The 24,114-nt window shown below is 40.3% G+C and carries 24 protein-coding genes; 21 read left to right on the top strand and 3 right to left on the bottom strand.

The window, feature by feature from the left end; translation table 11 throughout:
• The first annotated feature begins 2 nt into the window (after positions 1-2).
• The gene (locus tag ACIQAA_RS29620) at positions 3-629 is read left to right on the top strand and encodes an NAD(P)-binding protein (RefSeq protein ID WP_402626755.1); all 627 of its coding nucleotides are present in this window, start codon (positions 3-5) and stop codon (positions 627-629) included.
• An 18-nt stretch (positions 630-647) separates the two neighbouring features.
• Here ACIQAA_RS29620 and ACIQAA_RS29615 read toward each other — a convergent pair whose 3' ends face one another.
• The gene (locus ACIQAA_RS29615; RefSeq protein WP_402626753.1) at positions 648-824 is read right to left on the bottom strand and encodes a hypothetical protein; all 177 of its coding nucleotides are present in this window, start codon (positions 822-824) and stop codon (positions 648-650) included.
• A gap of 162 nt (positions 825-986) precedes the next feature.
• Between ACIQAA_RS29615 and ACIQAA_RS29610 the strand changes: the two genes are divergently transcribed.
• From ACIQAA_RS29610 to gatB, 8 genes are all read left to right on the top strand, one after another.
• The gene (locus tag ACIQAA_RS29610; RefSeq protein WP_402626750.1) at positions 987-2,036 is read left to right on the top strand and encodes a glycoside hydrolase family 15 protein; all 1,050 of its coding nucleotides are present in this window, start codon (positions 987-989) and stop codon (positions 2,034-2,036) included.
• A gap of 366 nt (positions 2,037-2,402) precedes the next feature.
• The gene (gene aceB / locus ACIQAA_RS29605; RefSeq protein ID WP_402626747.1) at positions 2,403-3,995 is read left to right on the top strand and encodes a malate synthase A; all 1,593 of its coding nucleotides are present in this window, start codon (positions 2,403-2,405) and stop codon (positions 3,993-3,995) included.
• Between the two features lie 34 nt (positions 3,996-4,029).
• The gene (gene aceA, locus ACIQAA_RS29600; protein WP_402626745.1) at positions 4,030-5,307 is read left to right on the top strand and encodes an isocitrate lyase; all 1,278 of its coding nucleotides are present in this window, start codon (positions 4,030-4,032) and stop codon (positions 5,305-5,307) included.
• Between the two features lie 221 nt (positions 5,308-5,528).
• Positions 5,529-5,960, top strand: a complete 432-nt coding sequence (locus ACIQAA_RS29595; protein ID WP_402626743.1) for a YueI family protein — start codon at positions 5,529-5,531, stop codon at positions 5,958-5,960.
• A 300-nt stretch (positions 5,961-6,260) separates the two neighbouring features.
• Positions 6,261-6,806 (top strand): hypothetical protein, encoded by a 546-nt coding sequence (locus ACIQAA_RS29590; protein WP_402626740.1) that lies wholly within the window; start codon positions 6,261-6,263, stop codon positions 6,804-6,806.
• 165 nt (positions 6,807-6,971) lie between these two features.
• Positions 6,972-7,265: an Asp-tRNA(Asn)/Glu-tRNA(Gln) amidotransferase subunit GatC gene (gatC, locus tag ACIQAA_RS29585; RefSeq protein ID WP_402626737.1), complete on the top strand. Its 294-nt coding sequence runs from the start codon at positions 6,972-6,974 to the stop codon at positions 7,263-7,265.
• 36 nt (positions 7,266-7,301) lie between these two features.
• Positions 7,302-8,759 (top strand): Asp-tRNA(Asn)/Glu-tRNA(Gln) amidotransferase subunit GatA, encoded by a 1,458-nt coding sequence (gene gatA / locus ACIQAA_RS29580; protein ID WP_402626734.1) that lies wholly within the window; start codon positions 7,302-7,304, stop codon positions 8,757-8,759.
• A 13-nt stretch (positions 8,760-8,772) separates the two neighbouring features.
• A complete protein-coding gene (gene gatB, locus ACIQAA_RS29575) occupies positions 8,773-10,200 on the top strand; it encodes an Asp-tRNA(Asn)/Glu-tRNA(Gln) amidotransferase subunit GatB (RefSeq protein ID WP_402626731.1) in 1,428 nt (475 codons plus the stop codon).
• A 529-nt stretch (positions 10,201-10,729) separates the two neighbouring features.
• Here gatB and putP read toward each other — a convergent pair.
• Positions 10,730-12,208: a sodium/proline symporter PutP gene (gene putP / locus ACIQAA_RS29570; RefSeq protein ID WP_402626730.1), complete on the bottom strand. Its 1,479-nt coding sequence runs from the start codon at positions 12,206-12,208 to the stop codon at positions 10,730-10,732.
• A gap of 220 nt (positions 12,209-12,428) precedes the next feature.
• Between putP and ACIQAA_RS29565 the strand changes: the two genes are divergently transcribed.
• Positions 12,429-12,980 (top strand): thioredoxin family protein, encoded by a 552-nt coding sequence (locus ACIQAA_RS29565; protein WP_402626728.1) that lies wholly within the window; start codon positions 12,429-12,431, stop codon positions 12,978-12,980.
• A 37-nt stretch (positions 12,981-13,017) separates the two neighbouring features.
• On the opposite strand, the gene plsY is transcribed toward ACIQAA_RS29565, so the two are convergent.
• Positions 13,018-13,644 (bottom strand): glycerol-3-phosphate 1-O-acyltransferase PlsY, encoded by a 627-nt coding sequence (gene plsY / locus ACIQAA_RS29560; protein WP_402626726.1) that lies wholly within the window; start codon positions 13,642-13,644, stop codon positions 13,018-13,020.
• Between the two features lie 109 nt (positions 13,645-13,753).
• Here plsY and ACIQAA_RS29555 point away from each other — a divergent pair, with 109 nt between their 5' ends.
• The 11 genes from ACIQAA_RS29555 to ACIQAA_RS29505 all read left to right on the top strand — a co-directional run bounded on the left by ACIQAA_RS29555 (position 13,754) and on the right by ACIQAA_RS29505 (position 23,916).
• The gene (locus ACIQAA_RS29555; RefSeq protein WP_402626725.1) at positions 13,754-14,536 is read left to right on the top strand and encodes a class I SAM-dependent methyltransferase; all 783 of its coding nucleotides are present in this window, start codon (positions 13,754-13,756) and stop codon (positions 14,534-14,536) included.
• Positions 14,537-14,714: 178 nt separating this feature from the next.
• Positions 14,715-15,230: a sigma-70 family RNA polymerase sigma factor gene (locus tag ACIQAA_RS29550; protein WP_402626724.1), complete on the top strand. Its 516-nt coding sequence runs from the start codon at positions 14,715-14,717 to the stop codon at positions 15,228-15,230.
• The gene (locus ACIQAA_RS29545) at positions 15,227-15,709 is read left to right on the top strand and encodes an anti-sigma factor family protein (protein WP_402626722.1); all 483 of its coding nucleotides are present in this window, start codon (positions 15,227-15,229) and stop codon (positions 15,707-15,709) included. The genes ACIQAA_RS29550 and ACIQAA_RS29545 overlap by 4 nt, the downstream gene beginning before the upstream one ends.
• Positions 15,706-16,782, top strand: a complete 1,077-nt coding sequence (locus tag ACIQAA_RS29540; protein WP_402626720.1) for a DUF6677 family protein — start codon at positions 15,706-15,708, stop codon at positions 16,780-16,782. The genes ACIQAA_RS29545 and ACIQAA_RS29540 overlap by 4 nt, the downstream gene beginning before the upstream one ends.
• Entirely contained in the window at positions 16,779-16,871 is a 93-nt protein-coding gene (locus ACIQAA_RS29535) for an LPXTG cell wall anchor domain-containing protein (protein WP_402626719.1), read from the top strand. Before ACIQAA_RS29540 ends, ACIQAA_RS29535 begins: the two co-directional genes overlap by 4 nt.
• Positions 16,868-17,779: a hypothetical protein gene (locus ACIQAA_RS29530; protein ID WP_402626717.1), complete on the top strand. Its 912-nt coding sequence runs from the start codon at positions 16,868-16,870 to the stop codon at positions 17,777-17,779. The genes ACIQAA_RS29535 and ACIQAA_RS29530 overlap by 4 nt, the downstream gene beginning before the upstream one ends.
• Positions 17,780-17,957: 178 nt before the next feature.
• Positions 17,958-18,899 (top strand): diacylglycerol kinase, encoded by a 942-nt coding sequence (locus ACIQAA_RS29525; RefSeq protein ID WP_402626716.1) that lies wholly within the window; start codon positions 17,958-17,960, stop codon positions 18,897-18,899.
• A gap of 157 nt (positions 18,900-19,056) precedes the next feature.
• Positions 19,057-19,608 carry a cysteine hydrolase family protein gene (locus ACIQAA_RS29520; protein ID WP_402626714.1) on the top strand — a complete coding sequence of 184 codons (552 nt, stop codon included), beginning with the start codon at positions 19,057-19,059 and terminating at the stop codon, positions 19,606-19,608.
• Positions 19,609-19,666: 58 nt separating this feature from the next.
• Positions 19,667-21,133 carry a nicotinate phosphoribosyltransferase gene (locus ACIQAA_RS29515; RefSeq protein ID WP_402626712.1) on the top strand — a complete coding sequence of 489 codons (1,467 nt, stop codon included), beginning with the start codon at positions 19,667-19,669 and terminating at the stop codon, positions 21,131-21,133.
• A gap of 1,148 nt (positions 21,134-22,281) precedes the next feature.
• Entirely contained in the window at positions 22,282-23,670 is a 1,389-nt protein-coding gene (gene rlmD / locus ACIQAA_RS29510; RefSeq protein WP_402626710.1) for a 23S rRNA (uracil(1939)-C(5))-methyltransferase RlmD, read from the top strand.
• 99 nt (positions 23,671-23,769) lie between these two features.
• On the top strand, positions 23,770-23,916 hold the full coding sequence (locus tag ACIQAA_RS29505; RefSeq protein ID WP_402626709.1) for a hypothetical protein: 147 nt from the start codon (positions 23,770-23,772) through the stop codon (positions 23,914-23,916).
• Positions 23,917-24,114 lie beyond the last annotated feature (198 nt).

Below are 24,114 nucleotides of genomic sequence, written 5' to 3'. Positions count from 1 at the left end.
GCTTGAATTCGAATTATCCGATTATGTTAAAACTCGAGGGTAAAAAGGCAGTCGTCGTAGGCGGCGGAAAGGTGGCAGAACGGAAAGTTACCGGACTGCTTGGTACGGGCTCACTGATCACTGTGATTAGCCCCAATGCGACAGATGAACTTAAAAAGTTAGCTGGCTGCAGAAGGATAGAGTGGCATGAAAAATCCTTTTCAAAAGAAGACATGGATGGTGCCTTCTTGGTCTTTGCCGCAACGAACGACAATAAATTAAATCAGTCTATAAAAATGGCTGCGAGTGACCAACAGCTTGTCACCATTGCCGATGACCCGGAAGAATCGGATTTCCATGTTCCCTCACATATTCAGCGGGGACGATTGAGTATTGCGGTATCAACAGGCGGAGCCAGTCCAACATTGGCAAGGAAAATAAGGGAACAGCTGGAACAGCAATTTGATGAAGGATTCGAAGAGTATCTAGAATTTTTATTTTCAGCCCGGCAGCGAGTTTTGAAAGAAGTGCAAGATGCCTCAAGAAAACGAAAAATATTATCAGCAATTGCCAGTGAAGAGTTCTTGAACAGTCAAGATCGTGAAGCTGCCTTTTTACGGTTATTGCAAAACACAACAAATGACGTGTGAACCCCACACGTCATTTTTTTACAAATTTATCACGTCGTTATCGTACTCTTCTAATTGTTCTTGTAGATTTATAATGTAATTCATCATCGCTATTCTTACGATCGAAGGGTAATATCGATTATTAAGTTCGTGTTCACATTCCTCTAAATCCATCTTTTTTACAGCAATAATTTTGTTTAATTCATCAATGCTCATGAATAATCACTCCCCATTTTGATTTTTCCTTCCCTAGTCTCCTAATCTATTTCTATAGCTTCAGCATGGGCAATTTTTTACTAGTTTATACATCATTTTTCTTGTATAAAAAGTTCATCAAATGGCTAGAAAGATAGAAAAAAGCTGCGAGGGTGAAATAATATGAACGAAAAAATAAGCAATAGTTATCAAATCCTAGATCAGTTACGTTTACCGCATGGTTTGTATTTAGCTTCTTCGTCCCAGGACTATCAATATGTTTGGTTACGGGATTCTTTTTATATGTCACTGCCTTATTTAAAGCAAAACAATCAAATTTATGAAATGACCTATCATCGAATTCTGGACTTATTTAGAGAGTACGAATGGAAGCTGGATATTCATACCGTTCAAAGACCCAGAGAGCAATGGGAATACATCCATTCCAGGTATTCTGCATCCGAAGTAAGGGAAATGGATACCCCATGGGGACATGCTCAGCATGATGCAATTGGAGCCATACTATGGGGGATTGGGATGGGGCAGCAGAATGGAAAAAAGATTATTAGAGATGCAAAGGACCATGAAATTGTTCAAAAGCTGGTTGGCTATTTAGGCTGCGTCCGGTACTGGGAGGACGAGGATAATGGAATGTGGGAGGAATGGAGAGAGGTCCATTCAAGCTCAGTCGGTGCCTGTGCTGCAGGCCTTCAAGCAGTAAGAGATATCGTATTTGTTCCCGGTGAATGGATTACCAATGGGTATCAAACCCTGTCGAATATCTACCCGCATGAAAGTAACCAGCGCCCTTTTGATTTAGCTCAATTGAGTTTGATCTATCCATACCGTGTTTTGGCAGGAGAAGAAGCAAAAGTGGTTGTGGACCAAATTGAAACGAACCTTTTGCGGGAACGAGGGGTAATCCGCTACAAAGGAGATTCCTATTATTCAACCATTGAACATATGGGAAGGCATCACGATTTATCTCTTTATTATGGTACTGAGGCAGAGTGGACATTTGGATTGCCCTGGCTGGCATTATGTCATTTAGAATTAGGTAATGTCAAAAAGGCTAAACAGTATATAACGCAAACCGAAAATGTAATGCTTCCTGATGGCAGCTTACCCGAATTGTATTTTGCTCAATCTGAAAAGTACAACTCTAATACCCCATTAGGATGGGGAAGCGCTATGTATATCCTGGCTAAAGAGCGATATGAAGGATTAATGTAATAAGAAGGGACTGTTGAGATTATCAACAGTCTCTTTTATTCTGATGGCTGTGTTAAAGGTAAATGTTGTTTTTCGAACCTGTTGATTTGTGCGGAAGGCACGAGACTCCTGCAGGAGGACGGGACAGGGGAGACCCCGCAGGCGCTTTAGCGCCGAGGAGGCTTCCCGAACCGCCTGCGGAAAGCGAAGTGCCTGGAGCACAAATCAATAGCCAATTTTAACACAGCCAGTCAAATAAATAGGACTTATGTATTATTTTACCTATTTTTATAAAATTTTCTGAAAACTAGTTCCATTTTCAAAAATTGTGTTATATAATACAACACATAGAAAGGTACTGTAGTATAACAAAGGGGTGAATCGTTCATGTCGACGCAAACAACAGGTATTGAAGTAGTTGTAACCCTCAAAGCGCACTACGATGAGATTTTAACACCCGAAGCGCTGAAATTTATTGAGGAGCTGGAACAAAAATTTGGAGCAAGGCGAATTGAACTGTTACAGTACAGGGAAAAACGCCAAGAAGAAATCAATAACGGGTATCTTCCGGACTTCCTTCCTGAAACAAAGCAAATTCGTAATGGTGACTGGACAATTGCGCCATTACCAAAAGACCTTCAGGATCGCCGAGTAGAGATTACCGGACCAACCGATAGAAAAATGGTCATCAATGCTCTAAATTCGGGCGCAAAGGTTTTTATGGCAGATTGTGAAGATGCTACTTCACCAACCTGGGAAAATATCGTCGAAGGACAAATCAACTTAAGAGATGCAGTAAATCGGACGATTTCCTATGAAAATCGAAATGGAAAAAGATATGTACTGAATGAGGAAACGGCTGTCCTGTTTGTAAGACCGCGCGGACTTCATTTAGAAGAAAAACATGTGCTGCTTAATGGCAAGCCTATTTCTGGGAGCTTTTTTGATTTTGGAATGTACTTTTTCCATAATGTAAAAAATCTGCTGGCAAGACGAACTGGTCCTTATTTTTACCTGCCAAAGCTTGAAAGTCATTTAGAAGCACGGCTATGGAATGATGTATTTATTTTTGCGCAGAACAGGCTTGGAATTGCTCAAGGTACAATCAAAGCAACTGTTTTACTGGAAACGATTATGGCAGCTTTTGAAATGAATGAAATTCTATTTGAATTAAAGGAACATTCAGCAGGATTGAACTGTGGCAGATGGGATTATATTTTTAGTTACTTAAAAAAGCTGCGTAACCATGAAACGATCATTCTTCCAGATCGATCCCAGGTAACCATGACTGTACCGTTTATGCGTTCCTATTCATTGCTCACTATTCAAACCTGTCACCGCCGAAAGGCACCAGCGATTGGAGGGATGGCAGCGCAAATACCTATTCGTGACAATCCACAGGCAAACGCAGAAGCATTTTCGAAGGTTCGTGCTGATAAAGAGCGAGAAGCAAGGGATGGTCATGATGGTACATGGGTAGCACACCCCGGTTTGGTGCCAGTAGCGCTTGAAGTCTTTGATAGAGAAATGCCGGTAGCAAACCAGATTCATACAACCAAACAGCAAAAGATTACGATAACAGCACGTGATTTACTCGAGTCACCAGGCGGTAAGATTACCGAAGATGGTGTCCGCGTTAATATCAATGTGGGGATTCAATACATTGCTTCCTGGTTATCGGGAAGAGGCGCTGCACCCATCCATAACTTAATGGAGGACGCAGCAACTGCTGAAATTTCTAGGGCTCAGTTATGGCAGTGGATCCGCCATCCGAAGGGTGTGTTAGCGGATGGAAGAAAAGTAACGTTCGAAATGTATGAGCAATTTAAGGCTGAAGAATTAGAAAAAATAAAGCAGGAAATTGGCGATGAAGCCTATAAAAATGGATGTTTTATGGAAGCAGTTGAGCTGTTTGACAGCTTGATTATAAATGATGAATTTGTAGAGTTTTTAACGTTACCTGGATATAAGCTTTTATAAAAAATTTTTAATAGATTAATAGGAGGAATTTAAAATGACAAATTCAAGAGCTGTGGAATTACAAGAAAGCTGGGAAATGGATAAGCGCTGGAATGGGATTACTAGACCATATACAGCTGAAGATGTTATCAAGCTTCGTGGATCGATTGATATTGAACATACATTGGCTAGACGTGGAGCAGAAAAGCTTTGGAAGCAAATGAATGAAGAGGATTACATTAATGCACTAGGGGCACTAACCGGGAATCAAGCTGTTCAGCAGGTCAAAGCGGGATTAAAAGCCATTTATCTAAGCGGATGGCAGGTTGCAGCGGACGCCAACCTTTCAGGACATATGTATCCGGACCAAAGCTTATATCCAGCAAACAGCGTACCAAGTGTTGTAAAGCGAATTAACCAAGCACTTCAACGTGCAGACCAAATCACTCATTCCGAAGGCGATCATTCGATTGACTGGTTTGTTCCGATTGTTGCGGATGCTGAAGCAGGCTTCGGCGGTCAGTTAAACTGTTTCGAATTAATGAAGGGTATGATTGAAGCAGGAGCAGCAGGTGTACACTTTGAAGATCAGCTGTCGTCTGAGAAAAAGTGTGGACATTTGGGAGGTAAAGTATTATTGCCGACACAAACGGCGGTTCGTAACTTAATTGCTGCTCGTTTGGCCGCTGATGTAATGGGGGTTCCAACTGTATTAGTTGCCCGTACTGACGCCAATGCTGCTGATTTGATTACAAGTGATATTGATATGAACGACGCACCGTTTATTACAGGTGAGCGGACTGCGGAAGGCTTTTTCCGGACAAAAGCAGGACTTGACCAGGCGATTGCCCGCGGCTTAGCTTATGCACCATATGCAGATTTAATCTGGTGTGAAACATCTGAGCCAAATATTGAGGAAGCTAGACGTTTTGCTGAAGCGATTCATGAGAAGTTCCCTGGCAAAATGCTTGCTTACAACTGCTCGCCATCCTTCAACTGGAAGAAGAAACTTGATCAGGCTACGATTGCAAAATTCCAGCAAGAGCTTGGAAAAATGGGTTACAAGTTCCAATTCGTTACCCTTGCTGGCTTCCATGCCCTGAACCACAGCATGTTTGAACTGGCCCGCGGCTACAAAGAGCGCGGTATGGCGGCATACTCCGAATTGCAACAAGCTGAGTTCGACAGCGAGCAATACGGCTACACAGCAACAAGACACCAGCGTGAAGTAGGAACAGGATACTTTGACCAAGTATCCATGGTGATTACAGGCGGAACATCCTCCACAACCGCGTTAAAAGGGTCAACAGAGGAAGAGCAATTTACAAAATAGTTGAAGGAGTGTGACCCCTTCTCCGATGGGAGAGGGGGTTTTTGCATGCTTAAGAGGCGGATTACTGGCGGATAGCAAGAAACACTGGCGGATAGCGAGAAATACTGGCGGATAGCGAGAAACACTCTCGGATAACCACAGCAGACAAGCTTTTTTGGAAATGAACACTTTTTAGGGTATTATCATACATAATAATAGCCCTTTTATTGGAGTTGATCTTTTTGAAAAAGCAGAGTGTGGAGGAAGTCCTGCAACAGGGAATTCATGGCGCTTTGGAAACGAAGCCGGATGAAAGAAGGCAATTTTTAGGAACCTTACGAGAACGCATTATTCTTGCTCTAAAGAAAAACCAAGTGACGGAAGCAACGATTTACCCTCAAGTGGAGAGGGAGATGAAAAAAAATCCTCAGGCCAATCTCTTATTAAATGGAAATATCGAGTACACAGCTTTATCCAAATATGTAAAGCTGGCCGCCAAATACAAGATTGAGCATAAAATTGTAACCAATAAGGAACACGATACGGATATCGGACTGCTGCTGGCAATGGACCATGCAATCGATAAGGAAGATATTTATATCACTCAAAAAGAAATCAGCCAGCCTGAACCCCCAAAAAGCAAAGGACTTTTTGCGAAATTATTTAAAAGATAATAGGCAAACAACAAGGCAGTCAAAAGGGACTGCTTTTTATTTTTGAATAGGATAATTGGAGGAGGGAGTTCGACCTATATTTGGGTATAACTGGAATTATATAATGAATTAGAATATTATATTTTATAAGGAGACTACTATTTAGATCCATTTATATAAGGGGGACGGGAAGGACTCATAATGGAAACGAAAAGAAAAATGGTCAAGTAGAAAGTGGGGATTAGTGTTCCTTATTACTTTTTACTAGAGATTACTAGATTACTAACATAACAACTGGCCAAAATCTAGGAGGAGAGAATTATGAGAAAAAGTAAAGTTCTTTTTATCGCGGTTGTTCTAATGCTTACTCTCACGGGGTGCGAATATCCAACACTAGAAAAAGCGATTGCTGAAACGATTCCCTTTGAAGTTCAAGAGGTTTTGTACAAGACAAAAAGTGATGGAATGACGATCGTACTTTACACTACGAAGGCAGAAGGAAAAGAAGTAAGACATATAAAAGAGCCGGTTCTGGGTGTCTCTTTCTTTGAAGGGAATGATGAAGAGGGATGGAAAAATGATGGTCCAAATGGCTGGGAGCATGCAGAGAGCGAAACCTATTCCATTTACCATGAAAATTATACAAAGTATGACGACAAAGGGAATGTCCTTAAAGATATTTATGTTGTGTTTGGAGAAATCAATAATGAGAATATCAGTGCCATTGAAATAGCCGATCAGGATACGGAGAATTATAAAAAAGCAAAGATGATTGAGAAAGATGGAAAACGCTATTATGTGGGAATAGGCTTCCGCCCACAGGTTAGGGCTTTAAATAGTAAGGGTGAGGTTATTCCGCAACAATAAACAAATACATAATTCAGGGAGCAAAATGCTCCTTTTTTTTGTGTCTGGCAATCTAAAAGTACTTAATATGTCTATACTGATGAGGGAATCATTGCGGTGAAGCGGAAAAGTTTGGTATTATCAATAGTAAATTAACTAAGACATAAGGGAATGGGGGATTGAAAAATGACACGAATCTCAAACGAGCAGGTTAAGCATGTAGCCAACCTAGCAAGGTTAGAAATATCGGAGGATGAGGCTGAAAGGTTCACGAAGCAGCTAGACGCTATTATTACATTTGCAGAACAGCTGAATGAGCTGGATACGACAAATGTTGAACCAACTTACCATGTACTCGATATGAAAAATGTATTCCGTGAGGACATTAAGGAAAAGGGTTTGCCGCGTGAAGAGGTGCTAAAAAATGCACCTGATCATCAGGATGGCCAAATCAAAGTTCCAGCAATAATAGGGGAGTAGAGCCTTTTTGCTAGAGCTAAATAAAGGAGGGAAAAAATGAGCTTATTTGATTATAAAATTTCAGATATTCATGAACTTTTACATAAAAAGGAATTAAAAGTTACTGATCTAGTCGATGAGTCATATAAACGTATTGCACAAGTAGAGGGCAAGGTTCAGGCATTTTTAACATTGGATGAAGAGAAAGCTCGGCAAACAGCCAGTTCCCTTGATGACAAGCTTGCCTCTGACTCCAAAAGAGGTTTGTTGTTTGGGATGCCAATTGGCATAAAGGACAATATTGTCACAAAAGGACTTCGGACAACCTGTGCGAGTAAAATTCTAGAAAACTTTAATCCCATCTACGATGCTACCGTAGTTCAAAAGCTGCAACTGCAAGAAACAGTAACGATTGGAAAGTTAAACATGGATGAGTTTGCGATGGGCTCTTCAAACGAAAATTCCCACTACCAAAAGACGCGCAATCCGTGGGATCTTGATAGAGTACCAGGCGGTTCATCAGGCGGTTCTGCTGCTTCCGTTGCGGCAGGTGAAGTACTGTTTTCATTAGGTTCCGATACAGGGGGATCCATCCGGCAACCAGCAGCTTTTTGCGGAGTAGTAGGGTTAAAGCCGACTTATGGACGAGTATCCCGCTTCGGACTAGTTGCATTTGCATCGTCCCTTGATCAAATTGGTCCTATTACAAGAACAGTTGAAGATAATGCCTATCTCCTGCAAGCTATATCAGGGTTAGATCCAATGGATTCCACATCAGCAAATGTTCAAGTACCGAATTTTGTGTCTGCTTTAACTGGTGATGTAAAAGGGTTAAAAATAGCGGTGCCAAAAGAGTATCTTGGCGAAGGTGTGAATGAAACTGTACGTCAGTCTGTGCTAGATGCCTTAAAAGTGCTTGAAAAACAAGGAGCTGTTTGGGAAGAGGTTTCCTTGCCGCATTCTAAATATGCATTAGCAGCCTATTATTTGCTTTCTTCTTCGGAAGCGTCTGCCAATCTAGCTCGTTTTGATGGCGTCCGCTATGGCTACCGGACACCAAATGCAGATAATTTACTTGATTTATATAAGAAATCAAGAGCGGAAGGTTTTGGTGATGAGGTAAAACGCCGTATTATGCTCGGTACCTTTGCATTAAGTTCTGGTTATTACGATGCCTATTATAAAAAAGCACAGCAAGTCCGTACCTTAATTAAAAAGGACTTCGAAGATGTATTTGAAAAATATGATGTCATCATTGGGCCAACAACTCCAACTCCTGCGTTTAAAATCGGTGAAAATATTGATGATCCGTTAACAATGTACGTGAATGATATTTTAACGATTCCGGTAAATCTAGCAGGAGTACCGGGAATCTCCGTACCATGTGGTTTTGATAATGGATTGCCGCTTGGATTACAAATCATCGGCAAGCATTTTGATGAAGAGACCATTTACCGTGTCGCACATGCATTTGAACAGGCAACAGATTATCATAAACAAAAACCAGGAATATAGGGGGTGAAGAAGAATGGAATTTGAAACTGTCATTGGTCTAGAAGTTCATGTGGAGTTAAAAACGGATTCGAAAATCTTTTCAGCAAGCCCGAACCATTTTGGGGCTGAGCCTAATACGAATACAAGTGTTATTGACTTGGGCTATCCCGGTGTGCTGCCGGTCCTAAATAAAAAAGCCGTTGAGTACGGAATGAAGGCAGCTATGGCCTTAAATTGCCAGGTAGCTACTCATACGAAATTTGACCGTAAGAACTATTTTTATCCAGATAATCCGAAGGCGTATCAGATCTCTCAATTTGATAAGCCAATCGGGGAGCATGGCTGGATTGAAATCGAAGTAAATGGCTATACAAAACGAATTGGAATTACAAGGATTCACTTAGAAGAAGATGCAGGGAAGCTCAGTCACGGGAATGGCTATTCGTTAGTCGATTATAACCGCCAGGGGACACCGCTTGTGGAAATCGTTTCTGAACCTGATATCCGTACACCTGATGAAGCCTATGCTTATCTTGAAAAATTAAAATCGATTATCCAATATACTGGAGTATCTGATTGTAAGATGGAAGAAGGATCGCTTCGCTGTGATGCCAATATTTCCATTCGTCCAGTTGGACAAGAAGAGTTTGGAACGAAGACAGAATTAAAGAACTTAAACTCTTTCAATTTTGTTCGGAAAGGGCTGGAATTTGAAGAGAAAAGACAGCGTGAAGTTGTCTCCAACGGCGGGAAAATCGATCAGGAAACACGTCGTTTTGATGAAGCGACAGGCGCTACATTACTTATGCGTGTAAAAGAAGGATCGGATGATTATCGTTACTTTCCGGAACCAGACTTACTAGATATCTTTATTGATGAGGAATGGAAAGCTAGTATTGCGGCTGAAATACCAGAGCTTCCAGACCAGCGGCAAAAACGCTATGTAGAAGAGCTGGGATTACCTGTCTATGATGCCAAGGTTTTAACTGTAACGAAAGAAATGGCTGATTTCTTTGAAGGTACAGTAGCTGCAGGTGCAGAGGCGAAATTGGCTTCCAACTGGATTATGGGAGATGTTTCTGCTTACCTGAATGCTGAGGGGAAAGAACTTCATCAAATCGCTTTAACACCTGAAGGCTTAGCTAGTATGATTAAGCTTATCGAAAACGGAACCATTTCTTCCAAAATCGCAAAGACTGTTTTCAAAGAGTTGATAGAAAACGGCGGCGATGCTGAGAAAATCGTTAAGGACAAAGGGCTTGTACAAATTTCAGATGAAGGAACATTGTTGAAAATCATTTCTGAAGTGCTCGACGCAAATCCACAATCGGTTGAAGATTTTAAAAATGGTAAAAATAAGGCAGTAGGTTTCCTCGTCGGACAGCTAATGAAGGCGACAAAGGGGCAGGCAAACCCACAATTAGTAAACCAATTATTGAATCAGGAATTAAGCAAACGATAAATATCCTAGGCTGGCAGATACCATTCTGCCAGTTTTTTTGTCGAAAATATCTCGACAAATAATATTTAAAGATTTCCCAGGAAACTCATTAAACATAGGGGATTGCATCAAACTAATCAAACGTTTGATTAGTCGACATCATTCAGCCCTATTTTTAGGGAGAAGCTTTTAATAATAAGGTTGAAGCCTATTTTAATCAAACGTTTGATTAGTATGGACGCTGGGGAACAATGTCGAATGGGTCCCAACTCGTCAGCCAACATGATAATCTATTAGATTTGGGCTGATAAATCGACAATATGTTTATTAGTATTTGAGCAGAAAGCCCTTCGTTTAGGCATTTCCCTGCTATTTAATCAAATGATTAATTAAATGACATAATTCTACCGTTTTTCAAGGTAAAAACCTTTAATAGTAAGTGTTAAATTAAAACTAATCAAACGTTTAATTAACAAGGAAAAAGGAGAAATTGTCAAACTGATAGATAAAAAATACCTGGATTTTGCTATCCAGGCATTTCAGAAAAGTTCTATTCCTTTTTTAATAAGCTGACACTTTCATCAAATTCTTTTTCAATGACCTCATTTTTCTTATACGTGATTAAGCTAACGATATAAGCAACAATTAAGTTGAAAACAAAGCCAGGTACGATTTCGTAAAGTGTTTCTCCGAGTCCAACGTTTTTCCAAACGATAACGGTAACAGCTCCTACAATCATACCAAAAAGAGCGCCCCAGTTAGTCATCTTCTTCCAGAATAAGCTTAGTAAAATGGTTGGTCCGAAAGCGGCACCGAAGCCTGCCCATGCATATGCGACAAGGTCTAGAATGGTGCTGTTTTGATCAAGAGCCAGGATGGCAGCAACAACTGCTACTAAAAGAACAGCCATTCTTCCTAAGAAAACAAGGTGTTTGTCTGTGGCCTTTTTGTTCATGACTACTTTGTATAAGTCTTCCACTAGTGCACTCGATGTAACGATTAATTGTGATGAAATGGTACTCATGATGGCTGCAAGTATGGCTGCTAAAGCAAATCCAGCGAATAAGGGATGGAAAAGAATCTGACTTAATTCAATAAATACCGCCTCTGGATTCTCTAATACATGCTGTGGATTATTATGGAAGTAGGCAATTCCAATGAATCCAGTAAAGATGGTACCTAACAGCGAGAATATCATCCAGCCCATTCCAATGCGGCGGGCGCTTTTTGTTTCTTTTATAGTCGTAATGGCCATGAAACGCACAATGATATGCGGCTGGCCAAAATAACCAAGTCCCCAAGCCATTGCAGAAATAATTCCTAATGTTGTTGTACCTTTAAAGAAATCAAGGTAAGCAGGGTCAATAGCTCGAATCGTATCAAACGTTTCTGCAGGACCGCCAACTGTGAAAATTCCAATTGCCGGAACAAGAAGCAGGGCAATCAGCATCATTAATCCTTGAATAAAGTCGGTGTAACTAACAGCAAGAAATCCGCCGAATAATGTATAGGCGATGGTAACACCACCAACAATTAATAGACCTGTAAGGTAGCTTGTTCCAAAGGAACTCTCAAAAAAGACTGCTCCGGATACTAAACCTGAAGAAACATAGAACGTAAAGAAAATCAGAATTACGATACCGGACACAATCCGCAAAAGTTTGGTGTTGTCTTTAAAACGGTTTTCTAGGTAACTTGGAATCGTTATAGAATCATTGGCAACCTGAGTATAGGAGCGAAGACGAGGTGCAACCAATAACCAATTAAGGTATGCTCCAATGGTTAAACCAATAGCAATCCATGCGTCTGCTAAACCAGTTACATAAATTCCTCCTGGCAATCCCATTAATAGCCAGCCGCTCATATCTGCAGCTCCAGCGCTTAATGCTGTGACAGCAGGTCCTAGTGACCTTCCTCCAAGCATATAGTCTGTTAGATTGGTAGTTTTACGATAAGAATACCAGCCGATAAAAAGCATCATCGCAAGGTAAATTCCAATCGAAACAAGCTGTAGTGTTTCATTGGACATACTTTTTCCCCCTTTATTATGTTAGAAAAAATTTAAAATAATTTTTTTTATATATAAAATATTCTATCAACTCTATATAACTATATCCACTAGTATTTTTTTACTTTTCTAAAATAGGTTAAAGTGCTCTTGGAATATCAGTACAAAAGATGTAAATCCTTTGATTTGTAACTAAGAAATGAAAGGGCTATGATTAAAGAAATAGAAGGGAGTGTTTAATTTGGAATTAAATTCTTGGTTTCAAAAGGGGTTAACGAAAGAAGAGTACATAAGCTCGATGACTCGGAATAAAGAAGAAATGACTTCTATTTATGATCGCTTTGAGTTAACAGAAGGTGATAAAAAGAAACTTGAAGCAGTTCAGTCCAAAAAATTACGCGCCATTGTTCTAACAGAGGATTGGTGCGGTGACGCTATGCTTAACAATCCAGTATTGCTTAGATTGGCTGAAGCCGCTGGAATGGAGGTCCGGTTTGTTCTGCGGGACCAGAACCTTGAACTAATGGACCAATATTTAACGAATGGCACCTCGAGAGCGATTCCTATTTTTGTTTTTATTGATCAAGAAGGAAATGAAGTTGGAGTATGGGGACCACGTGCACCTGAAATGCAAGCCCTTGTAGAAAAAGGCCGTGCAGAGCTGCCTGGCAAGGACGCTCCTGATTTCCAAGAGAAGCAGATGACATTATATAAACGTCTCGGTCAATCTTATCAGACTGACTCATCAATTTGGCAAACTGTTGCAAGCAGTATTATGACTGCCTTTTTGTAAAAGTTAAGAATCCCTAGCCAATGGCTAGGGATTTCTTTTACATTTTCAAGTTGCCATTTTTGGGAGGAATGCGGTCATTGATTAAATTTTTGTCATTTATTTTTGGTTCAATTCCTAGGATGAGGTTACGAATATTTGAGCGGTGAAGATAAATTAAAAATAAAGTAAAAAAAATAAAAATAAGTTCAAAGTCAATTTCAGTTGAAATGAATGAATAAATCATCAGGCTGGCACCAACTGAGATGGAGCCTAAGAATACATACTTTGATAAGAAAATTACCAAAAAGAAGGTTGCATAAGCGATCAAGGCTAATGGTAAGCTTGCTACTGCTAAGGTTCCAGCAGTGGTGGCAATGGCTTTACCCCCGCGAAAACCAGCAAATATAGGATAACAATGTCCTATTACAGCCAACAGACCAAAGTAAAGTGGTTCAACATCAAGGTTGAAGTATAAGGGAAGGTAAGCAGCGAGTGCACCTTTACCTATATCAACAAGTACCACGATAATAGCAGATCCTTTACCAAGTACCCTTAATGTGTTGGTGGCGCCAGGATTTTTACTTCCGTGGTCGCGAATATCAATCCCGTAAACCAGCTTGCCCACAATTAGCGCAGTCGGAATGCTTCCAATTAAATAGGAGGAAAGGAGCAGCAACCAGAGCATATCATCATTCCTTTGTCAAAGTATCTTCTATAACAATAGCATTTTACCATACTTCAATGGTATTATTTTAATAATTCCTAAAATAGGAAATATTAAAGGGGCGACTAGAATGGAACAGATAGATTTTGGTCAAGTTGCTAAAAGTTATGCGAAAGCAAGAGAAGATATACCCGTAAGTTTAATGGATAGTCTTTATGTGCGAGGTATTTTTTTTGATGGGAAAAAGATGGCGGATATTGGCTGTGGGACAGGAGCCTTAACAAGAAAAATCGCTATGAGGAGAGCAGATGTTACTGGGGTCGATCCATCTAAAGAATTACTCCAGCATGCAGCAGCGTTAAATAAGTCGAAAAACTATAAAATTCCCTATCTGCAAGGTACTGCTGAAAATACTGGTTTAGATGATTCTCAGTTTGATATGGTAACGGTTATGCGTGCCTGGCACTGGTTTGACCGTGAAAAGGCAATGGCAGAAATAAAGCGGATATTAAAAGCAAAAGGGACACTAATTGTTATAGATTCTGGGTTTCTTGCAGGACCATCAGTGGTTGAAAAGACATTACAAGTCTTATCAAAACATGTAAGTGGAGGACTTAAACCAGCAGGGACAAAGGCTGAATCCAGCCAGAGGATTAACGGCTTTCCGGCTGAGTGGTTCGATGAATGGCAGACCAATGGATTCAAGTTAAGTGACTTTTATAGCCTTAACTATAACGTTACCTTTACAAAGGAGACATGGGTAGAAAGAGTGGAATCTATCTCCTGGCTTGCAGGGTTAGAGAAGAATGATAGGAATAAGGCACTTCTGGACTTAACTAGTACCTTATCTGAACAAGATACTTTTGTAATTCCGCACGAATGTAATGTTTGTATATTAAGGCTGCTAGAATAAAGTTAATTCTTGGACGTGCGACTAGCTCGCACGTTTTTTTATGCTAGTATTTTATTTGGATAAAAAAATTTTTTAAAAAAACTGTAGGGGTTTGTAAATATCATCTCGTCTATTAAGGTGAAGGTCAGTTAGAAAGGGGGAGAGTGCGATTAGTGATGCAGCCTTAATACAAAAAGTGATGGACGGCAGTGACAATGCCTTTCGACTTTTGGTTGAGAAGTACCGTAATGACGTGTTCCGGACTGTCTTTGCTGTACTTCGTGATCAAAAGGAAGCAGAGGATGCCGCTCAAGAAGTATTTATGAAAATATATTCCTCTCTCTCCCAATATGAAAATCAAGGCTTTAAGACTTGGATGACCAGAATAGCTGTTAATCATGCAATCGATATAAAAAGAAAGCAGGCCCGAAGAAAAGAAGAAGTGATAGAGGCTTTGGAGCAGCAGGCACTTGGCACTCCAAAGGATGGTGTGGAGAAAGAACTGATCGTTAATGAAAAACGAAGGCTCGTAAGAAAAAGACTTGATGAGCTTCCTGAAAATTATCGGGATGTCATCTATGGTTTCTATATAGCGGAAAAAAGTTATCAGCAGATGGCGGAAGAACAGAATGTCCAGGTGAAAACAATTGAAACAAAGCTTTACAGGGCACGTGTCTGGATGAAAAAGAATTGGAAGGAGGACGATTTTTCATGAAGCATTACAGTTATGATGAGTGGTTGAGCTATGTTAAAGACGAAGTAAGCGGCAAGACCCGTGAGGAACTGGAAAGTCATTTATATACTTGCGACCAATGTCTAGAGCATTATTTACAGGCTGTCTCAGAACATGAATCATCACTTCCAGTTCTTTCAAACGAGAACAGCTTTACAGACCTGGTAATGGCGGAGGTTTCTAAACAAAAAGAGTTTATTGAAAAACCGGCAGCACTGAGGCAGCCAGTAAAAACGAAAAAGCCATTCTATCAACAGGCAGCTTTCCACTATTTAATTGCAGCTGCTGCAACACTATTGCTTACTTTTTCAGGAGTATTTCAATCACTTGCCACCTATGCAAGTGCGGTAGAGGTACCACAGCATAGTAAGGAAAAAAAGCCAACGGTGACAGAGGGCGTTATTGATAAAACATTTGCATGGATGGACTCACTAGAAAAAAAGGAGGCAAATAAGAAATGAAAAGTTCAACAAAAGCTTTAACCTTATCGCTTTTCCCAGGCCTCGGTCATATTTATTACGGCAACATGATTCGGGGTGTGCTTTATTTAATGTCTGTGGTGGGTTTAGCATTCATTACGGTCATTGGGTTAGCTACCAACAATATTGAAGTAGCTGTACTATGCTTTATGGTGGGTATCTTCATTTATTTAGTTAGTTTTATTGATTTGGGCTTAAAAATTTCAAAACAAAAGAGGGTATTGGCGGCGGCTAATCCTGATGTTCCTCCCGCACAGGCTACACAGGATTCAGAGCGGTTTTATACGATTGTGCTTTCGTTTGTCCCAGGCTTAGGTCATTTCCAGCTTGGATTGATGAACCGAGGACTTACCTTGTTAGCAGCATTTTTAGGCCTTGGTGTTATGGTGATCTTCATAACTGCTCTTAGCAGTCGTTCAGAGTTTCTCGTTTTCTTAGCGGGCTTGCCAATCATCTGGGTGTATGGTTTTTTTGATTCCGTACAGCAATTAAACAATAAACAGCGTGGCCAGGAACTTGTGGACCGCACCATTTTCGAAGACTTTGAAACACGAAGAGAAGATGGAAAGAAGAGCAAATCGATTGCCACCTTCCTTTCGATTTTCCCTGGTGCAGGCCACCTCTATCTAGGTTTACAAAGACGCGGCATTCAGTTAATGGCAGCCTTTCTGTTTTCAATCTATATTTTAGATATTTTACGACTTGGAATCTTTTTGTTCCTGATTCCAATCATCTGGTTTTACAGCTTTTTTGACGCTATGCAAAAGGTTTCCAAATACGGTGAGGAAGAAATCGAAGATGTTCCGATTATCTCTTACTTAATTAATCATCAAAAGTGGGTTGGAATCGGTCTAGTGGTGCTGGGAGTTTATTACCTATTCATGAATGTGGTCATTCCTGTCTTTGCCCCAATGCTATCGAATCTAATCCAAATCGATTTAATGTATTGGGTTCAAAGTTATTTTCAAACGGGGATTGTCTGTGTGCTGTTAATTGGTGGCGGCATTAAGCTTTTAGCCGGCAGCAAGCATAAAAGGGAGGAGAAAAAATCATGAAAAGGTGGAAAAACACACTAACAGGGGTACTCTTAATCGGAGCTGGAATTGGGTTCCTTTTTAAAAAAAGAAAGGAGGATCAGGCATGAGAACATGGCGTGTTGGTACGTTTTCGATGGGGGCCTCACTTGTCTTCCTAGGCCTCTTCCTTTTTCTCTCAAGGTTCATGGGGTTTGATCTTGTCCATGTGATGTCGGCATGGTGGCCGATTCTGTTAATCGTTCTCGGGATTGAAGTTCTACTCTACTTATTTTTCTCAAAACAGGAGAAGCCAATTTTAAAATATGATTTTGTCAGCATTCTCTTTGTCGGTTTGCTGGGAATGGTAGGAATATTGTTTGCGACACTTAGTGCTGCCGGTATTATGGGAAAGGTCGAGGAAGTAGTAGCTAGAGAAGAACGTTCCTTTGAGCTGCCGGACTTCTCCTATCAAATGGATGATAGTATCAAACGAGTTGTCCTTAGAACGACAGCCTACCAAACGATGATTGAAGCAACTGAAGAAAAAGAGGTGTCAATGTTTGGGACATACAGGACCCAGACCACGAAAAAGGAGAAGCTTTTAGCGAGCGCAGATGATTATGTGTATGCGAACAGAAAGGGAGACACCCTTTATGTAAATGTTAAGACACTTCCGAACGAATTGGGCCCTTTTTATAGTCATCGAGAAGTGGCTTCAACCATTCTTATTCCAAAGGGTGTGGAGCTTGAAGTCATTAGCACCGGAGCAGACATTACATTAAACCCGAGGGAACTTGAGAATGATTGGAGTATTAAAGGTGCCGCATCATTAGGTGTAGAGGCTGCTGAAACAAGCAATTTGAATATTCAAGCGGTTGACGTATACGGAGTTACTGGTGTTGATGGAGCTTGGAATATAACCAAAAAAGGTGATCCAAATCAGGGTGATCGTGTAGACGCTGTTCACCAGTCTGGTGAGGGTAAGTACCAGATTACCATTTCGAATACAGATTATGTACATTTAGATAAAAAATAATTCATGTTTTATTTTTTGCAAAAAAATAAAAAAAAGGTATGATAGTAGACGGCAGAGTTATGGATAGAATAATATTTGTTGCTTGGGTTAATAATTGTAAGCCAAGGAGTAAATTGGTAGAATATAGACGGATCCATCGAGTGCCATTTATTGATTTCAAAAAATAGGATGATGAATGATGAAACGAGCACGATTAATATATAATCCTACTTCAGGGCGGGAAATCCTTAAGCGCCATCTAGCAGAGATACTAGAGAAACTTGAGATTGCCGGGTATGAGGCATCTTGCCATGCAACAACGGGTGCAGGTGATGCAACGGCTGCCGCTCGGATAGCAGTAGAACGACAATATGATGTTGTCATCGCTGCTGGAGGGGACGGGACCATAAATGAAGTCGTCAATGGGCTTGCGGAGCAGGAGTTCCGGCCGAAATTAGGAATTATTCCATCAGGTACAACAAATGATTTTGCAAGGGCTCTCCATATACCAAGGGATATTGGCGCAGCGGTTGATATTATTACAAAAGGTGATCGAATTCCGGTGGATATTGGCCGGATCAATGACCGTTATTTTATTAATATTGCCGGCGGCGGGAGAATCACGGAGCTTACATACGAAGTTCCAAGTAAACTAAAGACGATGCTTGGGCAGCTAGCATACTATCTTAAGGGCATGGAAATGCTCCCTTCCATTAAGGCATCGGATATAAGTATTGAATATGACGGCAAGCTTTTTGAAGGGGAAGCCATGTTATTCCTTGTGGGGCTGACGAATTCAATCGGCGGCTTTGAAAAGATTGCTCCGGATTCATCGATTAATGATGGTCTATTTTCATTGCTTATCTTGAAAAAAATTAACTTGGCCGAATTTATTCGAGTTGCAACATTGGCCATCCGCGGTGAGCATGTGAATGATCCCAATGTGATTTATGCAAAAGCGAGCCGGATCAAAGTACATTCTAATGAAAAGGTACAACTGAATCTTGATGGTGAATTTGGCGGATTGCTGCCTGCTGAGTTTGCAAACTTGTACAGGCATTTAGAAGTATTTGTACCACTTGATGACATTCGACCACTCGATAAACCAACCGATTGGGTACCGGGACAGAGATATAGCTGAAAAAGTTCGTTCCATTGCGGAGCGGGCTTTTCTGTTTAGAGGAAATAATTTTTTCGTACAGAATATAAATAAGATGGCTGTGTTAAAGCTAAATCTTGAAATCAACAGACAAGGTTAACACAGCCAATAAGATAAATAAAAAAGAGGAGGCAGTGGAATGGAAAAGAAGGCACTCATTAATATTGATTATACATATGATTTTGTTGCAGATGCGGGAGCGTTAACCTGCGGTGAACCGGGGCAGAACATTGAAAAGAAGATTGTTCAATTGACTCGTGAATTTATTGATAATGGTGATTTTGTTGTTTTTGCCATTGATGTTCATGATAAAGAGGATTCCTATCATCCAGAAACAAAACTATTTCCGCCGCATAATATTCGTGGAACCTCGGGAAGGGATTTGTTTGGCGGTCTGCAAACTCTTTATGAAGAGAATAAAGTTCGTGAGAATGTTTATTACATGGATAAAACAAGATACTCTGCTTTTGCAGGCACCAATCTTGAAATCAAGCTGCGGGAGCGGGGAATTACGGAGGTGCACCTTGTTGGGGTTTGTACGGATATTTGCGTTCTTCACACAGCTGTAGACGCCTACAATAAGGGATTTAAAATCGTGGTGTATAAAGAAGCTGTTGCTTCATTTAACCAAATGGGACATGAGTGGGCATTAGGGCACTTTGAACAATCGCTTGGAGCGCTGGTTAAATAGATTTTATAATGGTAAAATTATTTAATATGTTGAAAAAGTGGTTGTACGGAGGATTAGGATGAAAAACATTTATCAGGATGATAGCTTAGCACTGCATACTGATCTATACCAGATCAATATGGTAGAAACGTATTGGAGAGACGGCAGATATAATAAACGCGCAGTGTTCGAACTGTTTTTCCGCAAGCTCCCATTTGGGAATGGATATGCTGTATTCGCCGGTTTAGAAAAGGTCATTCAGTTTATCCAGGGCTTCCGCTTTTCAGAAGATGATCTGGAGTATTTAAAAAGTGAAGTAGGCTACCAGGATGACTTTTTAGAATATTTAAGGGACTTGCGCTTTACAGGTACCATTCGCTGTATGAAAGAAGGCGAGCTTGTTTTTGGAAATGAGCCGATATTAAGCGTAGATGCCCCGCTTTGTGAAGCTCAGCTGATTGAAACGGCACTATTGAACATCATTAACTATCAAACATTAATTGCGACAAAAGCTTCTCGGATTAAGCAGGTTCTTGGAAGTGAAATTGCAATGGAATTCGGTACTCGCCGGGCTCAGGAAATGGACGCGGCCATTTGGGGTACGCGGGCGGCTTACCTAGCCGGTTTTGATGGGACAAGTAATGTTCGAGCGGGCAAATTATTTCAAATTCCCGTTTCTGGTACACACGCTCACTCGATGGTCCAAGCCTATAAAGACGAATATATCGCATTCAAAAAATATGCTGAGTCTCATAAGGATTGTGTCTTTTTGGTTGATACATATGATACACTCCGTTTGGGTGTTCCGAATGCAATTAAAGTCGCAAAGGAAATGGGCGATTCTATTAATTTCATAGGAATCCGTTTAGACAGCGGTGACCTTGCCTATCTTTCAAAGGAAGCACGAAAAATGCTCGATGAAGCAGGGCTTAAGGATGCAAAAATCTTTGCTTCAAGTGATCTCGACGAGTATACCATTCTTAACTTGAAGGCACAGGGTGCAAAAATTGATAGCTGGGGAATTGGGACTAAGCTTATTACCGCTTACGAGCAAGCGGCACTAGGGGCTGTCTACAAGATTGTTTCCATAGAAGACGAGAACGGTAAAATGGAGGATACGATTAAAATCTCTTCCAACCCGGTAAAAGTAACGACCCCTGGGATTAAGAAAATTTACCGCATTATTAATAATAAGAATAACCATGCGGAAGGGGACTACATTGCGCTCGAGGATGAAAAATTGCCGGAGAAGCGCCTGAGAATGTTCCACCCAACGCATACCTATATGAATAAGATCGTGACAAACTTTACCGCAAAAGAGCTTCATGAAGTGATTTTCTCCAAAGGTGAGCTTGTCTATGAAATGCCTTGTCTGGAAGAATCGCGTGAATATGTAAAGCAAAATCTTGCTGCCCTCTGGGATGAGTATAAGCGTACAATGAATCCTGAGGAATATCCGGTCGACCTAAGCCAAAAATGCTGGGATAACAAAATGAGGAATATTGAAGAAGTAAAAGAAAAAGTGGCTGAAATGAAGGCAGAATAGATTTTGGAAGGCATCCTTATTGGGGTGTCTTTCTTTATTTCGGAGGGGGTTTGCGGGATTATCGCGTTGAAGACAGCGGGATCTCGAGAATAGTCGCAGGAGTATTATAAAAATATTAGACAAATAAGATTCATGATGATCACTTTTCAAAATTTATTTGGATTATGGCAGCTATTGTGACCATTTTTATGAATAACCTTGGTTAATGGTCATCATGGAAGTTTCATGGTGACCACTTTTCAGAAATTCCATGGATAATGGTCATCATGACAGCTTCATGGTGACCACTTTTCAGAAATTCCGTGAATAATGGTCATCATGACAGCTTCATGGTGACCGCTTTTCAGAAATTCCATGGATAATGGTCACCATGATTGCTTCATAATGACGATTTTTCAATTTAAAATTATGGTCAGCATAACAGTTGTTCTAAAAAAATAGATGACCTTAACATTTTGTGTTTAGGTCATCTATTGATCCTGTTTATATATGAATACTCTACTTATTCTTAAAGAAATCCATGAAAGCATGGTAAATTTCTATGCCTTGATACGTAAGCATCCCTGCTGCTGTTAATGAAAAAACACCAATCATTAAGAAGCGAATCCACATTTTATTTTCCTCCCTTTTTGTAAGGTTTACCTTATCAACGAGGAGGAGAGATCACATAATTCGATTGATGGAAAACAGGGGTTAGGAAAATGAATATCTTATGGTGTATCCCTGAAAAGAATTTGTGAAGGATGACTACGATTAATGAAATTAAAACAAGTACGCCCATAAAGTGAAAATGAAATAAATGTTTTTCTTCATCGTCGCTTTGGGATTTGATAATCCAATCATCAATCATCAGCACTGCTTTATCAACATGATGGGAATGCGTTAATACATTGGAATGATGAAGAACAGTGAAGGATAAGAAGGTAAGGAGAAACGCAATGGGTAGAAAATTTAACTTCTTGATCGTAACCACCTCCTTTAAACGGGATTGTTATCATTATAAACACATTAGCTGTATTGTTAAATTAAAATGCTCCGACATTTTACGCAATAGTAAATGGTATACAATCAAATTATGGCTGATTTCGCAATTAGACTGGGTTTATGATACAATCTTGCTAGTCAAATCGGAGTAAAGGAAGTAAAAAATGACAAAAACAATACCGGTTAAAAAGAATGATTATATAGATGTGGTATTTGAGGATTTAACTCATGATGGTGCTGGAGTAGCAAAGGTGGATGGCTACCCATTGTTCATACCAAACGGTCTGCCCGGTGAAAAGGCACAGGTTAAAGTGATCAAAGTAAACAAAGGCTACGGGTTCGGGCGCTTAATTGAAATCTATGAAAAAAGCCCCTACCGCGTAGAAGTTCCCAGCAGTGAGATTCACAAGTACGGCGGCTGCCAACTTGAGCACATCAGCTATGAAGGACAGCTAAAATATAAGGAAAATCAAGTCAAGCAAGTACTTGCCCGTATCGGTAAACTTGAGGATGTTATCGTACATCCGATTTTAGGGATGGACCACCCATGGCATTATCGAAATAAAGCACAGGTCCCAGTCGGTGAAAAAGATGGTAAGCTGATTGCTGGATTTTTTAAGCCTAGAAGTCATGAAATCGTTGATACAGATGAGAGTCTGATTCAGCTGCCAGAAATTAATGAAGCTGTTCAAGCTGTTAAGGAAATTTGCAGCGGGTTAGGGATTTCAGCTTATCAAGAAGAGACACATAAAGGTGTTCTTCGCCATATAATGGCTCGTTATGGACAGCAAACAGGTGAGTTGATGGTCGTACTGATTACCAGAACCAATGACATACCAAACAAAAACAAAGTAGTAGAGGAAATCATCTCCCGCCTCCCGAAAGTAAAATCGATTGTACATAATGTGAATTCAAAGCGTACAAATGTCATTCTTGGCGAAAAAACAACGGTCCTTTGGGGCAATGAAGTGATTTATGACTTAATAGGTGACGTTAAGTTTGCGATATCAGCTCTTTCCTTTTATCAGGTAAATCCTGTTCAAACGAAGGTACTTTATGATAAGGCACTTGAATATGCAGGGCTAAGCGGGGAAGAGTCCGTGATCGACGCCTATTGTGGGATCGGAACGATTTCCTTATTTTTAGCACAAAAGGCATACAAGGTTTTCGGTGTAGAAGTCGTTCCAGAAGCAATTGAAGATGCAAAACGAAATGCGGAGCTTAATGGTATGACCAATGTAGAGTTTGCAGCTGGGGAAGCAGAGGTTGTAATTCCGAAGTGGTATAAAGAAGGAAATTCAGCGGATGTCCTGGTTGTTGACCCACCGCGCAAGGGCTGTGATGAAACATTCTTGCAAACCATTATTGAAATGAAACCTAAAAAGGTGGTTTATGTCTCCTGCAACCCAGCCACACTTGCAAGGGATTTACGGATATTAGAAGATGGCGGATATAAAACAGTGGAAGTCCAGCCCGTAGACATGTTTCCACAGACTACACATGTGGAGTGTTGTTCACTACTAGTATTAAAAGACCCAAAAAAATATAATTGAGATGTTCCGTGTGCTACAGCCTTCCTTTTTGGAAGGTTTTTTATTTTGTATCAAACGATAGGAACGTATATTCGTATATAATGTATGTGAGGTGATTTCATGTCATATCACATTATGTTGACAAAAAAGGTTTTCGATATAAAAGGACAATCGCAAATACAGGTCCAAGTAATGGATACAGCGACTCCTCAGATTATTAATTTCACGCTAGATGAGTTGGTGAAGGATAGCTGCCAGAAGAGTTAAAAGAGTACATAGGGGGCATTTTGCCCGACATTGAAGCTGGTAGATGGCATTATGGAGGAAAGGGATAAATTTGTGAATGATTGCACTTAAACTAACGGGCAGTTTAGCATTCCTGTAGATCGTTAAATATCAGGTTTGAAAAAAATAGAGCCCCTCAGTAAGATACGAGTATAGAGTCCAATCTAACTCAGAGTCTTA

Source organism: Neobacillus sp. NPDC093182 (genome assembly GCF_044754045.1).
The sequence above is the reverse complement of the archived record's forward strand: the minus strand, read 5'-3'. Positions and strand labels throughout refer to the sequence as shown.

Bases quoted from the DNA above. Each gene is read 5' to 3' on its own strand.
- ACIQAA_RS29610 (WP_402626750.1), top strand. From the start codon at position 987: ATGAACGAAAAAATAAGCAATAGTTATCAAATCCTAGATCAGTTACGT.
- ACIQAA_RS29555 (WP_402626725.1), top strand. From the start codon at position 13,754: ATGGAACAGATAGATTTTGGTCAAGTTGCTAAAAGTTATGCGAAAGCA.
- ACIQAA_RS29530 (WP_402626717.1), top strand. From the start codon at position 16,868: ATGAGAACATGGCGTGTTGGTACGTTTTCGATGGGGGCCTCACTTGTC.
- ACIQAA_RS29525 (WP_402626716.1), top strand. From the start codon at position 17,958: ATGAAACGAGCACGATTAATATATAATCCTACTTCAGGGCGGGAAATC.
- ACIQAA_RS29505 (WP_402626709.1), top strand. From the start codon at position 23,770: ATGTCATATCACATTATGTTGACAAAAAAGGTTTTCGATATAAAAGGA.
- gatC (WP_402626737.1), top strand. From the start codon at position 6,972: ATGACACGAATCTCAAACGAGCAGGTTAAGCATGTAGCCAACCTAGCA.
- ACIQAA_RS29520 (WP_402626714.1), top strand. From the start codon at position 19,057: ATGGAAAAGAAGGCACTCATTAATATTGATTATACATATGATTTTGTT.
- ACIQAA_RS29590 (WP_402626740.1), top strand. From the start codon at position 6,261: ATGAGAAAAAGTAAAGTTCTTTTTATCGCGGTTGTTCTAATGCTTACT.
- ACIQAA_RS29550 (WP_402626724.1), top strand. From the start codon at position 14,715: ATGGACGGCAGTGACAATGCCTTTCGACTTTTGGTTGAGAAGTACCGT.
- rlmD (WP_402626710.1), top strand. From the start codon at position 22,282: ATGACAAAAACAATACCGGTTAAAAAGAATGATTATATAGATGTGGTA.
- ACIQAA_RS29535 (WP_402626719.1), top strand. From the start codon at position 16,779: ATGAAAAGGTGGAAAAACACACTAACAGGGGTACTCTTAATCGGAGCT.
- plsY (WP_402626726.1), bottom strand. From the start codon at position 13,644: ATGCTCTGGTTGCTGCTCCTTTCCTCCTATTTAATTGGAAGCATTCCG.
- ACIQAA_RS29615 (WP_402626753.1), bottom strand. From the start codon at position 824: ATGAGCATTGATGAATTAAACAAAATTATTGCTGTAAAAAAGATGGAT.
- putP (WP_402626730.1), bottom strand. From the start codon at position 12,208: ATGTCCAATGAAACACTACAGCTTGTTTCGATTGGAATTTACCTTGCG.
- ACIQAA_RS29540 (WP_402626720.1), top strand. From the start codon at position 15,706: ATGAAAAGTTCAACAAAAGCTTTAACCTTATCGCTTTTCCCAGGCCTC.
- aceB (WP_402626747.1), top strand. From the start codon at position 2,403: ATGTCGACGCAAACAACAGGTATTGAAGTAGTTGTAACCCTCAAAGCG.
- gatA (WP_402626734.1), top strand. From the start codon at position 7,302: ATGAGCTTATTTGATTATAAAATTTCAGATATTCATGAACTTTTACAT.
- ACIQAA_RS29545 (WP_402626722.1), top strand. From the start codon at position 15,227: ATGAAGCATTACAGTTATGATGAGTGGTTGAGCTATGTTAAAGACGAA.
- gatB (WP_402626731.1), top strand. From the start codon at position 8,773: ATGGAATTTGAAACTGTCATTGGTCTAGAAGTTCATGTGGAGTTAAAA.
- ACIQAA_RS29515 (WP_402626712.1), top strand. From the start codon at position 19,667: ATGAAAAACATTTATCAGGATGATAGCTTAGCACTGCATACTGATCTA.
- aceA (WP_402626745.1), top strand. From the start codon at position 4,030: ATGACAAATTCAAGAGCTGTGGAATTACAAGAAAGCTGGGAAATGGAT.